Source organism: Pseudonocardia sp. D17 (assembly GCF_036984265.1).
Classification (GTDB): Bacteria; Actinomycetota; Actinomycetes; order Mycobacteriales; family Pseudonocardiaceae; genus Pseudonocardia; species Pseudonocardia benzenivorans.
The window spans coordinates 1-14,559 of the sequence record NZ_BPRG01000040.1; the positions used below are offsets into that span (position 1 = coordinate 1).

General features: G+C 74.6%; 15 protein-coding genes. 3 read left to right on the top strand and 12 right to left on the bottom strand.

Annotated elements, in window-relative coordinates; genetic code table 11:
* Positions 1-61 precede the first annotated feature (61 nt).
* The 9 genes from PSD17_RS07300 to PSD17_RS07340 form a co-directional block, all read right to left on the bottom strand.
* Positions 62-847, bottom strand: a complete 786-nt coding sequence (locus PSD17_RS07300; RefSeq protein ID WP_013678275.1) for a phosphosulfolactate synthase — start codon at positions 845-847, stop codon at positions 62-64.
* An 85-nt stretch (positions 848-932) separates the two neighbouring features.
* Positions 933-1,190, bottom strand: coding sequence for a DUF6295 family protein (locus PSD17_RS07305; RefSeq protein WP_103384141.1), 258 nt, complete (start codon positions 1,188-1,190; stop codon positions 933-935).
* 5 nt (positions 1,191-1,195) lie between these two features.
* Positions 1,196-1,948, bottom strand: coding sequence for a dienelactone hydrolase family protein (locus tag PSD17_RS07310; RefSeq protein WP_103384140.1), 753 nt, complete (start codon positions 1,946-1,948; stop codon positions 1,196-1,198).
* 61 nt (positions 1,949-2,009) lie between these two features.
* A complete protein-coding gene (locus PSD17_RS07315; protein WP_339122215.1) occupies positions 2,010-3,317 on the bottom strand; it encodes an alkaline phosphatase family protein in 1,308 nt (435 codons plus the stop codon).
* A 47-nt stretch (positions 3,318-3,364) separates the two neighbouring features.
* Complete coding sequence (locus PSD17_RS07320) at positions 3,365-3,907, bottom strand: adenylyltransferase/cytidyltransferase family protein (RefSeq protein WP_013678279.1); 543 nt, start codon at positions 3,905-3,907, stop codon at positions 3,365-3,367.
* Entirely contained in the window at positions 3,904-5,154 is a 1,251-nt protein-coding gene (locus PSD17_RS07325; RefSeq protein WP_339122216.1) for an acyl-CoA dehydrogenase family protein, read from the bottom strand. The genes PSD17_RS07320 and PSD17_RS07325 overlap by 4 nt, the downstream gene beginning before the upstream one ends.
* Positions 5,155-5,802: 648 nt before the next feature.
* Positions 5,803-6,528 (bottom strand): PIG-L deacetylase family protein, encoded by a 726-nt coding sequence (locus PSD17_RS07330; RefSeq protein ID WP_013678281.1) that lies wholly within the window; start codon positions 6,526-6,528, stop codon positions 5,803-5,805.
* A complete protein-coding gene (locus tag PSD17_RS07335; RefSeq protein WP_339122217.1) occupies positions 6,525-7,628 on the bottom strand; it encodes a PIN domain-containing protein in 1,104 nt (367 codons plus the stop codon). The genes PSD17_RS07330 and PSD17_RS07335 overlap by 4 nt, the downstream gene beginning before the upstream one ends.
* A gap of 55 nt (positions 7,629-7,683) precedes the next feature.
* Complete coding sequence (locus PSD17_RS07340; RefSeq protein ID WP_013678283.1) at positions 7,684-8,142, bottom strand: winged helix-turn-helix transcriptional regulator; 459 nt, start codon at positions 8,140-8,142, stop codon at positions 7,684-7,686.
* A gap of 83 nt (positions 8,143-8,225) precedes the next feature.
* Here PSD17_RS07340 and PSD17_RS07345 point away from each other — a divergent pair, with 83 nt between their 5' ends.
* Positions 8,226-8,927, top strand: a complete 702-nt coding sequence (locus tag PSD17_RS07345; protein WP_013678284.1) for an SDR family oxidoreductase — start codon at positions 8,226-8,228, stop codon at positions 8,925-8,927.
* Positions 8,928-8,933: 6 nt separating this feature from the next.
* On the opposite strand, the gene PSD17_RS07350 is transcribed toward PSD17_RS07345, so the two are convergent.
* A complete protein-coding gene (locus tag PSD17_RS07350) occupies positions 8,934-11,732 on the bottom strand; it encodes an ATP-binding protein (RefSeq protein ID WP_013678285.1) in 2,799 nt (932 codons plus the stop codon).
* 138 nt (positions 11,733-11,870) lie between these two features.
* Here PSD17_RS07350 and PSD17_RS07355 point away from each other — a divergent pair, with 138 nt between their 5' ends.
* Positions 11,871-12,377 (top strand): quercetin 2,3-dioxygenase, encoded by a 507-nt coding sequence (locus tag PSD17_RS07355; protein WP_013678286.1) that lies wholly within the window; start codon positions 11,871-11,873, stop codon positions 12,375-12,377.
* Between the two features lie 28 nt (positions 12,378-12,405).
* Here the strand turns inward: PSD17_RS07355 and PSD17_RS07360 are convergent, their stop codons facing one another.
* Positions 12,406-13,149 (bottom strand): dienelactone hydrolase family protein, encoded by a 744-nt coding sequence (locus PSD17_RS07360; protein ID WP_013678287.1) that lies wholly within the window; start codon positions 13,147-13,149, stop codon positions 12,406-12,408.
* A 304-nt stretch (positions 13,150-13,453) separates the two neighbouring features.
* On the opposite strand from PSD17_RS07360, the gene PSD17_RS07365 reads away from it, so the two are divergent.
* A complete protein-coding gene (locus PSD17_RS07365) occupies positions 13,454-14,191 on the top strand; it encodes a mycothiol-dependent nitroreductase Rv2466c family protein (protein WP_013678288.1) in 738 nt (245 codons plus the stop codon).
* Here the strand turns inward: PSD17_RS07365 and PSD17_RS07370 are convergent.
* On the bottom strand, positions 14,181-14,537 hold the full coding sequence (locus tag PSD17_RS07370; protein ID WP_339122218.1) for a DNA polymerase ligase N-terminal domain-containing protein: 357 nt from the start codon (positions 14,535-14,537) through the stop codon (positions 14,181-14,183). The two genes, PSD17_RS07365 and PSD17_RS07370, sit on opposite strands and share 11 nt — an antisense overlap.
* Between the last annotated feature and the right edge of the window lie 22 nt (positions 14,538-14,559).

A 14,559-nucleotide genomic window follows, 5' to 3' on the forward strand; every position in this document is an offset into this window, starting at 1 on the left:
AGCCGCCCGCCGACTAGCAGAAGACCTCAAAGACTGACCACCGAGGTTCTACAACACTCTCTCAGGCGAGCTCGGCCTCCAGGTGCTCGCGACGGGTGACGGCGGCAGTGTCGGACCGCAGTCCCAGCCGCAGCGTCTCGACCGAGAGCACGTCGGCGAGCGCGACGTTGCCCAGGTTGACGTCCGGGCCGAAGCGCCGGACGAACCACGCCTGCTGGGCGGCCCGCGGCGCCTCGAAGATCACCCGCTCCACCCCGGTCGCGGCGACGACGGCCTCGACGACGTCGGGCCGGACGCGGCCCGACTCGTCGAACGTCCCGACGGTACCGCTCTGCCTGCCCTCGGTGACGACGAGCCGGGCCCCGGCGTCGAGGTCGGACAGGCACTCCGACGGCCAGTGCCGGGCCGCGTTGCGCTCACCGGGCGACTTGGCGCCGACCTCGGCGAGCACGGTGAAGTCGCGTGCCGCGCGCCGGATCAGCGCCCGCTTCTCCGGCAGCGACATCGCGACGGTGCCGCGGGAGACCTCGATGTAGCGGAAGCCGACCTCGCCCGCCCACTCCAGGCAGGCCTCGGCTGCGCCCTGGGCCCAGGCGATCTCGAGCATCGTTCCGCCGAGGCAGGCGGCGACGTCGTGCGCGTCGAGCAGCGCCAGCTTGGGGCCGAGCGCGGAGTCGACGTACGCCGTGCCCCAGCCGACCTTCCAGATGTCGATGTGCCCTGCCGCCGACGCCAGCAGGTCGGCCGTGGCCGCCGTGCCGGCCCCCTGGTCGATGACGTGGGTGACCCCGACCGAGCGCGGCTTGACCGAGCGCGGCGGGAGCCCGAGGAACGCGGGAAGTGTCACCCCTCGACTCTAAGCTCCGATAGTGAATCCCATCCACTATCGGAAACCGTGTCGACCCTCTCACGTAACATCCGGCCGGACCCCGTCAGTGGTGCGCGGCCCGTTCGACGGTCACCTGCAGGGCCTCGATCAGCGCCTTCGCCGAGTCGAGGCTCAGCTCGACGGCCACCCTGGCGCCCGGCCCGCGCTCCGGGTTCAGGAAGTCGATGTTCACGGTGTGGTCGTCAGGGGCGTGGACGGGGTGGTCGTAGTAGACCGTCGCCGTCCGCAGTGGGAACCAGCCCTCGGCGCCCTTGCCGCTGCTGCGTTCGACGTCGAGCTTCTCGGTGCTGTAGGTGCACACGGGTCTCAGGCCTCCCCGCCGAGCTTCGCGGCGAAGAACGCGAAGATCTTCTGCCAGCCGTCCACGGCCGACATCGGCCGGTACGCCGGCCGGTCGACCGAGAAGAAGGAGTGGCCGGTGTCGTCGTAGCGGTGGAACTCGTACTCCTTGCCCGCCTCCTGCAGGAGCTTCTCCAGCTCGTCGACCTCCGCGGGCGACGGGTGCGCGTCGTCGTTGCCGAACATGCCGAGCACCGGCGCCCGCAGCTCGCCGACCCGGTCGCCCAGCGGCCGGACCCGCAGCGGGAACCCCTCGGGCGGCTCGCCGACGACGAACGCGCCGTAGCAGTCGACGGCGCCCTGGATGTCGAGCTCCAGCGCCGTCAGGAAGGCCTGCCGCCCGCCCGAGCAGAAGCCGATCGTGCCGACCCTGCCGTTCGAGTTGGGCAGGCTGCGCAGCCAGCCGGCCGCGCCGGCGACGTCGCCCACCAGCCGGTCGTCGGGGACCCCGCCGTTCGCGCGGGCCGTGGCGGCGGCGTCGTCCGGTGCCGCGCCGGGCGCCTCGCGGTGGTACAGGTTGGGGCAGACGGCGTTGTAGCCCTCGACGGCGAAGCGCCGGACCGTCTCCTTGGACTCGCGGTCGTAGCCGGGCATGTGGTGGATGACCACCACGCCGCCGCGGGCGGCGCCGTCGAACGGGCGGGCGCTGTAGGCCTCGATCACGTCGCCGTTCGCGCCCTGGATGCCGATCGTCTCGGCGATCACCGCGTCGTAGGCCACGGGCTTCCTCCCTCGTTGTCACGTTCGGGCGGATTTGCCTGCGCCCCTTGACCTCTCATGCTTACCCCCGCGGCGCCCCGCGGTCGCGCCCGGGCATCGGCTCGGGGTGGTCGGGCAGCGCGACGGTGGGGCCCGGCGTCGCGCGATGGCCCAGGAACACCGGCCGATTGGCGTGTCCGAACAGGAGCGGCAGCAGCTCGGCCGCCCGTACCGCGCCGTACCAGCCGGCGTGGGCGTGGCTCTCGCCGAACGCGGTGACGGCGTCGGGGCGCACGGTCGGGCCCGCGACGAGCAGCGGGGTCGGGTCGGCGGTGTGCAGGACGCCGCCCGTCGACGGGGTGGCATGGTCGCCGGTGACGCAGACGACCGCGCGGTCCGCCAGCTCGTGCAGCGCCGCGAGCCCCGTGTCCGCGGCCTCGATCACGTCGCGCTTGGCGAGCGGCTGCTTGGTGTGGCCTGCCTCGTCGGTCGCCTTGGTGTGCACGTGGACGAAGCGCGCGCCGCCCGCGACCAGGTCGCCCGCCGCGTGCAGCCGCGCCGCGAGGTCGGCGCCGACGTCGGGCACCGGCGGGATGTGCAGGCCGGTCATCCCGAGCAGCGCCGCCAGCCCGCGGTAGAGCCGGGTGCTGGTGACCATGCCTCCCGCGACCCCCGCGGCCGTGGTGAACGACGGGATGGGGTCACGGGAACCGGACCACTTCGTCGTCAGGACGTCGAGCGGGGGCAGGCCGCGCTCGCGCCGCGCCGCGTTCACCGGATGGGCCTGCAGGACGTCCCTGGCGTCGAGGAGCAGCGACGTGAGCGCCTCGGCCGCGGGCCCGGCCGACGGTCGCGTCGGGAGCGGGCGCAGCCACGGATGGCGGTCCTCGAAGAACGCGTCGGAGTCGGTGACGGCGCCGTCGACGTGCCCGTCGAGCAGCAGCAACGCCTCCCCGCGGCCGCCGAGCGGCTGCAGCGTGGCGCCGTGCCGGGCGAGCACCGGCCCGAGCCCGGCGAGCAGGGCCGCGGCGTCGTCGCCGTCCGCGCGGGCGGTCCGGCCCGTCAGCCACACGAGCCCGCGGTCGGCGCGCGACGTGCGCAGCGCCGCGTGGGTGGCCGCCACCCCGTAGGGGACGTCGATCCCCGCACCCAGGGCCTCGACCACCGCGCGCCCCGGGAACGGCACGTCGACGAACCCGAACATCGCCCAGTGCGCCAGCTCCGACGCCGGCGCGAGCCCCCAGCCGAACGGGAGGTGCCAGCCGGACGCGCCACGCCGGGCCAGCTCGTCGAGCACCGGGGTGTGCGCGGCCTCGGCCGGGGTGCGGCCACCGAGCTCGGGGACCGGCCGATCGCCCAGCCCGTCCAGGACGACGAGCACGACCGGCATGCGGTCGTCGTCGAGCCTGGGTTGTCCCTCCCCGTACCCCGGTGGCCTCATCGCGGCCCGCCCGCCGGCCGCAGCCGGTCCAGGGCCCGCAGGAGCGGCACCGTCGCCGGCGGGACCAGCCCGGCCCAGTCCCCGCCGGAGGCCAGCAGGGCGCGGACGTCGGCGGCGTGCCGCTTCGTCGCAGCGTCGCCGTCGAGCACCGTCACCTCGTATCCCGCGGCCGCGAGCCGGCCGGCCTTGTCCCGCTCCCACTCCGAGAAGACCCGGACGTACTGGTGGCCGTGCCGCGGGACGTACTGCGTCCACACCTCGGGGCGGGTGAGGTCGAAGGGCACGATCGTCGTCCGGTCACCGAGCCCGGCGGCGTCGAGGGCGACCGTGAGCAGCCGGACCCGCTCGAAGTAGCTGAAGGGGTTGGCCTCGGGCCGGTGCCGGTGCTCCGACGTCGGCTCGGCCCGGCGGGCACCGCTGTCGGGGTTCGTGACCGCGACGACGAGATGCTCGCACTCCGCCGCGACCAGCTCGAACAGCTCGAGGTGCTGGTCGTGGACGGGCTGGAACCGGCCGGTGACACAGCCGAGCGGTCTCACGGGCGCAGCAGCCCGCGGGCGATCGCGTTGCGTTGGATCTCCACGGTGCCGGCCGGGATCCGCAGGTTGCGCGCGACACGGAAGAGCTTCTCCTCGGCCGACCCGAGCAACAGGCCGGTGCCGCCGTGTACCTGCACGGCCCGGTCGGCGACGCGGAAGAACGCCTCGTCGTTGACGACCTTGATGAGGCTGACCAGCCGCGGGACGTCGCGGTGCGCGGGGATGTCGAAGGGGCCGAGCTCGTCGAGCTCCACCTGCCCGACGAGCGAGGCCGACCGCGCGGCGAACACGTCGGCGTCCATGTCGGCGAGCAGGTGCTGGACCGCCTGCAGCTCGCCGATGGGACGCCCGCCGGACTCACGCGTGCGGGCCCGTTCGGTCGCCCGCTCCAGCAGCCAGGTCCCCCAGCCCGCGCACATGCCGCCGCGGCACATGCGTCGCCAGTTGATCCAGGTCATCGCGAGGGCGAAACCGTCGCCGACCTCGCCGACGACGTTCTCCGCGGGGACCCGGACGCCGTCGAGGTGCAGCTCGCCGGTGAGGCCGTCGTTGAGCATCGTCGGGATGTCGCGGCCGCGGTGGAAGCCCGGGGCGTCCGCGTCGACGAGGAACATCGACAGCGACCGGGTGCCCGCTCCCGCCTCGGTGACCGCCACGACCTGCACGAAGTCCGCGAAATGGGCGTTGGTGATCCAGGCCTTGGTGCCGTCGAGGATCCAGTCGGAGCCGTCGCGGCGGGCCCTGGTGCCCATGGCGAGGACGTCGGTGCCGACCTCGCGCTCGGTGTTGGCGAACGCGGTCGTCACCTCGCCCGCCATGAGCGGGTCGAGGTAGCGGCCGCGGGCGACGTCGGACACGTGGGTGAGGGCGGGGTTCGCGCCCTCGGTCCAGGCGAGCGCGGCGAGCCCGAGCCCCAGCCCGGACGCGTGGTAGACGTACTCCTCGACGTGCTGCATCTCGACGCGGCCGAACCCGCCCCCGCCCAGCTCGGCGGGGATGTGCGGGTTGTAGAGCCCGGCCTTCGCCGAGCGGCGCTGCACCTCGCGGCGGGCCTCCCAGACCAGCGGGTGCATGCGGCCCTTGTCGTCGCGCCTCGGGTTCCACGGCGTTCCGGCGTCCGCCGAGTGCAGCTCCTGCTCCAGCGGCGCGACCTCGGCGTCGAGGAACGTCCGGAACCGCGAGGTGTAGTCGAGGACGCGGTCGGACGGGGAGATGTCGCGGATGGCGTTCGTCGGCACGCCTCGCATCGTCGACCGACCGGACGGGCGCGGCAAGGCGGGGTGGTGTTCGCCTCCACCGGGCGAGGGACGCGGGCGCCCAACGGTTTTCGTCGCGGTGATCGCGGTGTACGCCGGGAACGGACCGGAACGGAACGGACGACGCAAGGAGCACACATGTCGGGCAACAGGCCGTCGCGTACGTGGGACCGGGCAAGGTCGAGGTCCACGACATCGCGGCCACGGCGCGGGCTCGGCCTCCGAAGCCCCGGCGACGGTGCTGAACTCGCTCATGGAGATCACCGCGGCCGGTGGTGCGCTCGGCATCCCGGGTCTCTACGTGACCGGCGATCCCGGCGGCATCGACGAGGCGGCCGAGGTCGGGTCGCTCCCGCTGTCGCTGCGCACGGGCTGGGCGAAGTCGCTGTCGTTCACCACCGGCCAGTGCCCCGTCATGCGCTACAACCTCGGCCTGATGAAGGCGATCCTGCACGACCGTGTGCAGATCGCGAAGGCGGTGAACGCCACCGTGATCTCGCTCGCGCGCCCCGCGGCTACCAGGAGTTCGACAAGGGCGCGGCGCGCAAGTACGTCATCGACCCGCACGGCACGCTGGCGGCCTGACCGCCCTCCGAGACGCCCGGACCGTGGGCACACCGGCCACGGTCCGGGTCCGGGTCACACCGCGATGAGCTCGAACGTCGTCGCGAACCGGGCGCCGGGCAGGTGCTCGGCGGCGGCGGCCGCGTGCCCGCGCAGGAACGAGCCCGGGTCGGCCATCTCGCCGTCGAGCGCCGCCAGGTACGCGCGGTGCGCGGTCAGCGAGGCGATCCCGCGGTCGAGATGGTCGTCGACGGCCACGCCGTGGCCGCTCAGGGGCGACCCGGCGACCGCCACCCAGCGCACCCCGCTCCAGGGCTCGCCCAGCTCCGGGAAGAGCCAGCGGTTGGCGGCGTCGCGCACCGCGTCGACGCAGGCGCGGCCGACCGCGATGTGGTCGGCCATGTTGCGACCGCCCCCGCCGAACCACGTCTCGTGGAAGTTCCCCGTGACGACGAGCTCCGGGCGGTGCCGGCGGATCGCGGCCGCGATGTCGCGGCGCAGCGGGATGCCGTACTCGATGAGGCCGTCGGGGTGGCCGTCGAGGAACTCCACGACGGAGACGCCGACCTCGGCCGCCGCGGCCCGCTGCTCCGCCTCGCGCAGCGGCCCGCACTCGGCCGGCGGCAGGGTGTCGATCCCCGCCTCGCCACGGCAGGCGAGCAGGTAGGCGACGTCGCGGCCCTCGTCGGTCCACCGGGCGATCGCCGACGACGCGCCGTACTCCAGGTCGTCGGGATGGGCGACGACGGCCAGCCCGCGGGTCCAGTCCCCGGGCATCGGCTCCAGCGACGGCGCGGTCATGCGACACGCAGCCGGTGGTCGGCGAGGTCGTCGTCCCATTCCATCGCGACGAGCCCGCGGGCCCTGGCCGCCTTGGCGAACGACAGGAAGCTGTTGAAGCCGTGGCGCTTCTCGCTGAAGTCCGGCACCCGCTTGCGCATCTGATCCTTCAGCCCGCTCAGCTGCACCCCGCCCGGGCCTGCGAGCTCGCGCACGACGTCGACGAGCAGGGCGAACGCATCGTCGTCGGCGGAGCCGTCCTCCGGGAAGGTCACCTCGGGGTCGCCCTGCGCGCTGCCCTCGCGCAGCTCGACCACCCGCTCGCCCTGCAGGTGGCGCAGCAGCTCGCCGAAGCCCCGGAACCCGTGGTCGCCCTCGTCGAACGTCGGGTCCTTGCGCAGGATCGCGCGCTTGAGGCGCGAGGCGAGCACCGGGCCGTCGGTGTGGCGCTGCAGACCGGCGAGCGTGCTCGCGACCAGCCTGCCGACGTCGCCGTCGGCGGTGCTGCCCACGGGCTCGTCGGGGGCCGGGTCCGGCGGGTCCGGCTCGGTCACGACGACGACCGGGTCGGGCGCGGGCGTCGTCGGGGCGGGCTCGTGCCGGTCGGCCGGTCGACGGGGGCGGCGGACCGGGGGGCGCGCGTCGACGCCGGGGAGGCGGTCGTAGAACAGGAACTCGTCGCAGGCGGGCGGGAGCAGCGCCGACGTCGACGACTGGACGCCGATCCCGATCACCCGCTTGTCCATCTCGCGCAGCTTGTGCACCAGTGGGGTGAAGTCCGAGTCGCCGGTGCCGATGGCGAACGTGGTGACGAAACCGCGCTCGTAGGCCAGCTCGATGGCGTCGACGGCGAGCTTGATGTCGGCGGCGTTCTTGCGGGATCCTCCGAGCCGCTGCGGGATCTCGATCAGCTCGACCTGCGCCCGGGCAAGCAACCGCCGGTCGTCGTCGAAGTACGACCAGTCGGCGTAGGCCCGGCGGGCGACGACCCCGCCGCGTTCGGCCAGCGCGTCGGCGATCGGCCCGAAGTCGAAGGGACTGACCCCGAGTCCCTCCCGGGCGCCGATCGCGAGGTTCTCGTAGTCGAGGAACAGGGCGATGCGTTCGTCGTCGCTGATCATCGTCGGCCCCCTGTGGTGCTGGTGCCGCGCAGCCTATTGGGGGGCCGTCGGCGGGCTACCGGCCGTCCCCGGTCGGGTACGTCGCGGTCCGGACGAACCGCACCTCGGCGGGCGGCACCTCGCGGCCCTCGTCGTCGACGAATCCGACGTGCACGGGCCGGCCGTCGGCGGTGCGGCGCAGGATGGTCGGGCCGGGCGGATAGGGGCGGTGCTCGTCGCCCCACTGCTGCAGCGCACCGAGCACCACCTGCAGCTCCGCGCCCGCCGGCGTGAGGTGGTAGCTGTCGCGGACGCGTGCCCCGGGCTCGCGGTAGGGCTGCTTCTCCAGCACACCCGCGTCGACGAGCGTGGCGAGCCGGTTGCTGAGCACGTCCGGCGCGATCCCGAGCACCGCGCGGAAGTCGGCGAACCGGGTGGTCCCCGAGAGCGCCTCCCGCAGGATCAGGAACGTCCAGCGCTCCCCCAGGACCTCGAGCGAGCGCGCGATCGAGCACGTCTGCTGCGTCACGGCCATGCCACGAGTCTACGCACCTGAGTTGGCATTTGCTATTCAGACTGCTAGCTTGGAATTACCTACTCAACTGCCGGGAGACACCGATGGAGATCCGGAACGCGGTCGCGCTGGTCACGGGGGCCAACCGGGGCCTGGGCCGACACCTCGCCGCCGACCTGCTGGAACGCGGCGCGAAGGTGTACGCGGCCGCCCGCAACCCCGGGGCGGTCGACCTGCCGGGCGCCGTCCCGCTGGCGCTCGACATCACCGACCCGGACGCCGTCGCGGCCGCCGTCGCCGCGGCGGGTGACGTCACCCTGCTGGTCAACAACGCAGGCAGCTCGACGGGCGCGGGCCTGCTCGACGGCGACCTCGCCGACATCCGGCTGGAGATGGAGACCCACTACTTCGGCACGCTCGGCATGGTCCGCGCCTTCGCCCCGGTCATCGAGGCGAACGGCGGCGGCGGCATCCTCGATGTCCTGTCGGTGCTGTCGTGGGTCCACCCGGTCCCGTCCGCCGCCTACACCGCGGCCAAGGCCGCGGCCTGGGCACTGACCGACGCGGTGCGCCTCGAGCTGGCCCCCAAGGGCATCGTGACGACGGCGCTGCACGTCGGCTACATGGACACCGACATGGCCGCCCACGTCGACGGCCCCAAGAGCGACCCGGTGATCGTGGCCAAGCAGGCGCTGGACGCCGTGGCCGCCGGCGAGTACGAGGTGCTCGCCGACGAGCTCAGCAACCGGGTGCGCGCCGGCCTGGCCGGTGGTGTGGCCGCGCTCTACCCGCAGCTCGCGGGCTGACCCGGGTCAGGGTCCCAGCAGCCGGGTCGCGGCGGCGACGAGCTCGGCCCGCCGCTGCGACCCGGTCTTGGCGAGCAGCCGTTCCACGTGCTTCTCCACGGTCCTCGGCGACAGGAAGAGCCGTTCCGCGATCTCACGGTTGCCGCAGCCCTCGGCGACGAGCAGCAGGACGTCGGTCTCGCGGCTCGTGACGCCCAGCGCGCGCAGCGGCTGCGGCACCTCGGCGTCGCCGCGGCCGCGCCGCGGTACCGCCACCCCGGCGCGGCGCATGATGCCGCGCAGGGCCGCCGCCGACCGGTCCAGCCCACGGGCCTCCAGCACCGGCAGGTCCTGAGCGGCCCACACCGCCGGGTCGCCCCAGCCGTCGGCCAGTGCCGCACCGGCGACGATCCGTCTGGCCTGCAGGCGGAACCAGCCCACGGGCACCGGTTCGCGCAGGATCGCGTCCGCGTCGTCGAAGGCCGCGACGGCGGCGCGCGCGTTCCCCGCCCGGCCCAGGACGACGGCGTCGGCGAACCGCGCCAGCCCCCGGTTCCAGCGGTTCGTGATCGGGTCGGGCGGCCCCGGGGGTCGGGCCGGGTCGAGCGCGGTGCGCACCAGCAGCCAGCAGCCGACGACCGGCGACCCGGTGACCTCGTTCGGCCGGGCCGCGAACGAGGCCATCGCCTCGTCGAGCAGCGCGAGGGCCCGGGTGTCGTCGGCGGCCGCGATGGCGCGGTAGGCGCGGGCGCCCGACACCTCGCCGCGCAGGTGGGTGTCGTCGGGCGCGAGTGCGAGCGCCTCGTCGAGCCAGGCGTCGGACGTCGCGCGGTCGGCGAGGTAGTCGTGGGCGACCGCGCCGAGCACGAGCCCCTTCGGCAGGGTCGCCAGCCGGAACCGGCGCGACGCCGCGATGCAGCGCTCCGCCGCCGCGACGGCGGCCTCGGCCTCCCACCGCGAGTTGTGGATCGCCGCCGCCTGCAGGTCGAGCACCGCGACGACGCCGACGTCGCCCAGCGCGGCGGCGCGCGCCCGTGCCTCGGAGAGCCGGTCGACGCGCAGGCTCTCCTGGACGTCCCCGATCGCGAGCTCCTCGGCCGCGCGCGCAGCTGCCACCGGTAGCCCCGCCGCCTCGGCCGTGCGCCGGGCCCGGGTGAACAGCTCCTCGGCCGCGGCCGGGTCGTCCCGACGGGCGATCCGGCCCAGCACCGTCAGCGCCGCGCACCGCACGTCCGGGGCCGCGTCCGCACCGTCGAGGGCCTCGTGGGCGAGCCGTCGGGCGTCGTCGAACCGCGAGTCGTCGAGCGCGACCCGGGCGCCGGTCGCCGCGATCTGCAACCGCAGCTCCGGGTCGGACGTGAGCCGCCGGGCCCGGTCGAGGTGCTGCTCGGCGGCGGCCCAGTCGCCCGCCGTCGTGTGGGCCTCGGCCAGCCGCAGCTCCGCCGTCGCGACCCGCGCCGCGGCGGCCCCGTCGGCGCGCAGGCGGTCGATCATCCGGGTCGTCACGACGACCGCCGCCGCGGTCTTGCCGGCGAGCACGAGCGTGCGGGACAACAGCTCGTCGATCTCGGTGCTGTCCTCCCCGGCGAGCTCGCGCGCGCGTCCGAGCACCGACTCGGCCGACCCCAGCGCGCCGCGGGCAAGGTTGCGGCGCCCCGCCTCGACCAGCACGGCCGCGGCCCGGGCCGTGTCGCCACCGCGCAACGCCAGGTCGGCCGCGACGTCGCACCACGTCCCTTCCAGCCCCGGGTGCGCGGCCTCGACCGCCGTCAACGCCCGCCGTGCCAGCTCGGCCCGGTCGGGCGGCAGCATCGCGGCGAGCACGGCGTCGCGGCCGAGGGCATGGTGGAACCGGAACCCGTCGTCGCGGGTGGTCTCGACGATCCCGGCCCCCACCGCGGCGCGCAGGGCGTCCGCGACGTCGGCGTCCGGGAGGGCGGTGACCGCCGGCAGCAGCCGCCAGTCGAACCGCTCGCCCAGCACCGCGGCCGCGTCGAGGCACCGGCGGGCCGGCGCGGGGAGCGTCGCGACGCGGCCCGCGAGCAGGTCGGCGAGGCCGTCGGGGACGTGCGAGCCGGGGTCCTCCGCGGCGAGCAGCTCCTCGACGAACAGCGGGACGCCCCCGGCGCGACCGTCGAGGACGGCGGCGAGATCGGCGCCGACGTCGGCCCGGCAGGCCCGGGCCATCTCCGCGACCTCGTCGGCGTCGAGCGGGCCCAGCCGGTGCACGGTGGCCGCGCCTCGTGCTGCGAGCGACCTGACCAGCGCGGACGCCGGGCCGGGGTCGTCGCGGGTCGTCACGACGAGCAGCACGCGCTCCCCCGCCAGGTTGTCGGCGACGTACTCGAGCACCGCGAGGGTCTCCGCGTCCGACCAGTGCAGGTCCTCGATGACGAGCAACAGCCCGGTGTCGGCGGCGAGCGCCGCGAGCAGCCGCAGCACCGCCTCCCCCAGGACGACGAGCGAGTCGTCGGCGCGCTCGGCCTCCCGCCACTGCGGGACCAACCTGCCGAGTGCGGGACGGAACGGGGCCAGCGCGGGGTCGTCCGGCTCCGGACGACGGCGCAGCCCGCCGAGCAGGGCCTCGGCCAGCGGCCGGAACGCGGTGCCCGCGCCCGCCTCGACCGCGCGGCCGACGAGCACCGGCACCTGCCACGCGCGGGCAGCCGCCGCGGCCTCGCGCGCCAACCGGGACTTGCCGATCCCGGGCCTGCCGCTCAGCACGACCGTCGACCCGCGTGCCAGCCGCGCGGCCGCGAGCGACGAGCGCAGCGCGGTCAGCTCCGCCCGGCGGCCCACGATCGTGGGACACCGCACGGCCGCCATGACACGGAGCGTAGAACGGCCCTGGCCGCGGGGATACGTACCCGTACGGACGCAAAGTACGTGTCCGTCCCGATGGCCCGGGGCCGCGGGCGGGACAGGCTTCTCCCACGTCAGCAGGAGCGACCCGAGGAGACCGCGATGAGCTCGCCGACCACCACCCGTCCCTACCACCTCGCCGAGGGCGAGGGGCCCGCGCTGTGGCACCTGGGCGCGCTGCTCACCTTCAAGGCCACGAGCGCGAACACCGGGGGCCGGCTCTGGGCGCAGGAGGCCTACGGCGCGCGCGGCTACGCGCCGCCCGTCCACAAGCACACCCGCGAGGACGAGGCGTTCTACGTCCTCGACGGCGAGCTCACCCTCTACGTCGGCGACGACGTGATCGTCGCGCGGCCCGGCGACTTCGCCTGGGCGCCGCGCGACGTGCCGCACACGTTCTGCGTCGAGTCGGAGACCGCGAAGTTCCTCGCGTTCTCCACCGACGGCGGCATGGACAGGTTCTTCTTCGCGACGGGCGAGCCCGCCGGCGCGCTCACGCTCCCACCCCCGCCGCAGGGCCCACCGGACGTCGAGGCGCTCGTCGCGGCGATGGCGGAGTACGGCGTCGAGATGGTGGGCCCGCCCCCGTCGCCGCGGACCGGCGGCTGACCGTCGGTCCGCGGCGACGGTCAGCGGGTCAGCGGCTGAGTGCGGAGCTGTAGAGGGCGTCGAGGGCGGCCCAGTGCCGCTCCTCGGCGTCCTTGTCGTAGGTCGCGTTGTCCGGCACCGCGAACCCGTGCCCGGCCGGGTAGGTCTCGATCGTGTGCTCGACGCCCGCCTCGGTGAGAGCGGCGTCGAGCCGGTCGAACTGCTCCTGCGGGAACGACGCGTCGTCCTGCGCACCGGCGACGTAGACCTTCGCGCGGACGTTGCCCGCGAGCAGGTGCGGGCTCGTCGGGTCGTCGGCCGGCGCGAGCCTGCCGCCGTGGAACGACGCCGCGGCCGCGACCTTCTCGGGCAGGCTGCCCGCGACGAGCATCGAGATCCGGCCGCCCATGCAGTAGCCGGTGGTGCCCGCACCGTCGCCCGTCACCTCGGGCCGGGCCAGCAGGAAGTCGAGGTAGGCGCTCGCGTCGGCGACGATCCGCTCGTTGTCCAGGGTGCCCATGAGCTCGAACAGGCGCGCACGCTCCTCGGCGTCGCCGAAGACCGTCGCGAGGTCGAAGGGCGCGTACCCGGCGTTGCGGTAGTAGACGTCCGGTACCAGCGTCGCGTAGCCCAGCGACGCCAGCCGGTCGCCCATCCCGGAGAACGTCGGCCGCGCGCCGCCCGCGTCGGGGAACATGACCACCCCCGGCCAGGGCCCGTCGCCCTCGGGCAGGTGCAGGGTCGCGGCGGCCTCGCCGTCGGCGGTCGGGATCGTGACGTCCAGGCGCGGCATGTGGTGTCCCCCAGTCATCGAAGTCGGCGTCGACAGGGCCAGTTCTACTCCAGCCCCCGCCCGTGGCCCCAGTGCGTCGCGGCAAGAAAGGGGCGGGCGCCACGGACGGAACCGGGCGCCGGGCCAGGAAACACGCTCACGACCCGGCCGCTACCCGAGCGGCCCCGGCACGACCACCAGGTTGCGCCCGTCGGACCGAGCGCAACCTCACCGCTGCCCGACCGGCCCGACACGACAGCCAGGTTGCGGCCGGTCGTCGCCTCCGGGCGGACGCGCGCGGCCGAACGGATCTAGGCTCGACAGCGTGGGTGTGGACGCTGCCGGCAAGGCCGACATCAACTTCTACTTCGACCCGATCTGCCCCTTTGCGTGGATGACGAGCAAATGGGTTCGCATCGTGCAGGCACAGCGCGACTACACCGTCGACTGGCGGTTCATCGCGCTGCGCCTGGTCAACTCGCACATCGACTACGACAAGCACTTCCCCGAGGGGTACGACGCCCAGCACACCGCAGGTCTGCGGCTGCTGCGGGTCGCCGCCGCGGCCCGGGCCGCGCACGGACGCGACGCCGTCGGCCGGCTCTATGCCGCCTACGGTGCGCGCATCTTCGACACCGCGCCCGACGCGGGCCGGGAGCCGGGCTGGCAGGGCACCCCCGAGGTGGCGTCGGCCGCGCTCGCCGAGGCCGGGCTGCCGACGACACTGGCGGAGGCGCTCGACGACACCTCCTGGGACATGGAGCTGCAGGCCGAGACCGACGAGGCACTGTCGTTGACGGGCAAGGACGTCGGCACGCCGATCCTGCACTTCGAACCGCCGGAGGGGGTCGCCTTCTTCGGACCGGTGATCAGCCGGCTGCCCGACGAGGAGGGCGCCGCGGTGCTGTGGGACCACGTCGTCGGGCTGGCGCGCTTCCCCGGCTTCGCCGAGCTCAAGCGCAGCCTCCGCGAGCGTCCGCAGCTGCGGTCGTTCGGGATCACCGAGGCCGAGACCGGCAAGACCGAGGACTGGCACGGCGGGAGCCGCCGGCTCAAGAAGTAGCGCCGGGCTGCTCCTTCGTCAGGCGCAGGAGCCAGTCGCGGCCGGTGTGGACGAGCACGTAGCGGCGCGGTTCGCCGCGGCCGTGCAGGGTGAAGACGATGCGCCGCTCGTTGCGGTCGTGCTCCTCCCACCAGCCGGTGTCGGCGACGTCCTTGTCGGCGTCGGAGTAGTCGAGGTGGTCCATCGCGTGGTCGGGGACGGGTACCGCGAGTCGGTTGTCCGACGGGCCGACGGGCATCCCACGCGGGACGGCCCACGACCGCAGCACCCCGTTCTCCTCCAGCCGGAGGTCGAAGTGGTGCTGCGGCCGTCGGTGCTCGTGCAGCACGAAGGCCGGTCGATCCATACGCGGGCCTACCCCCACCTCA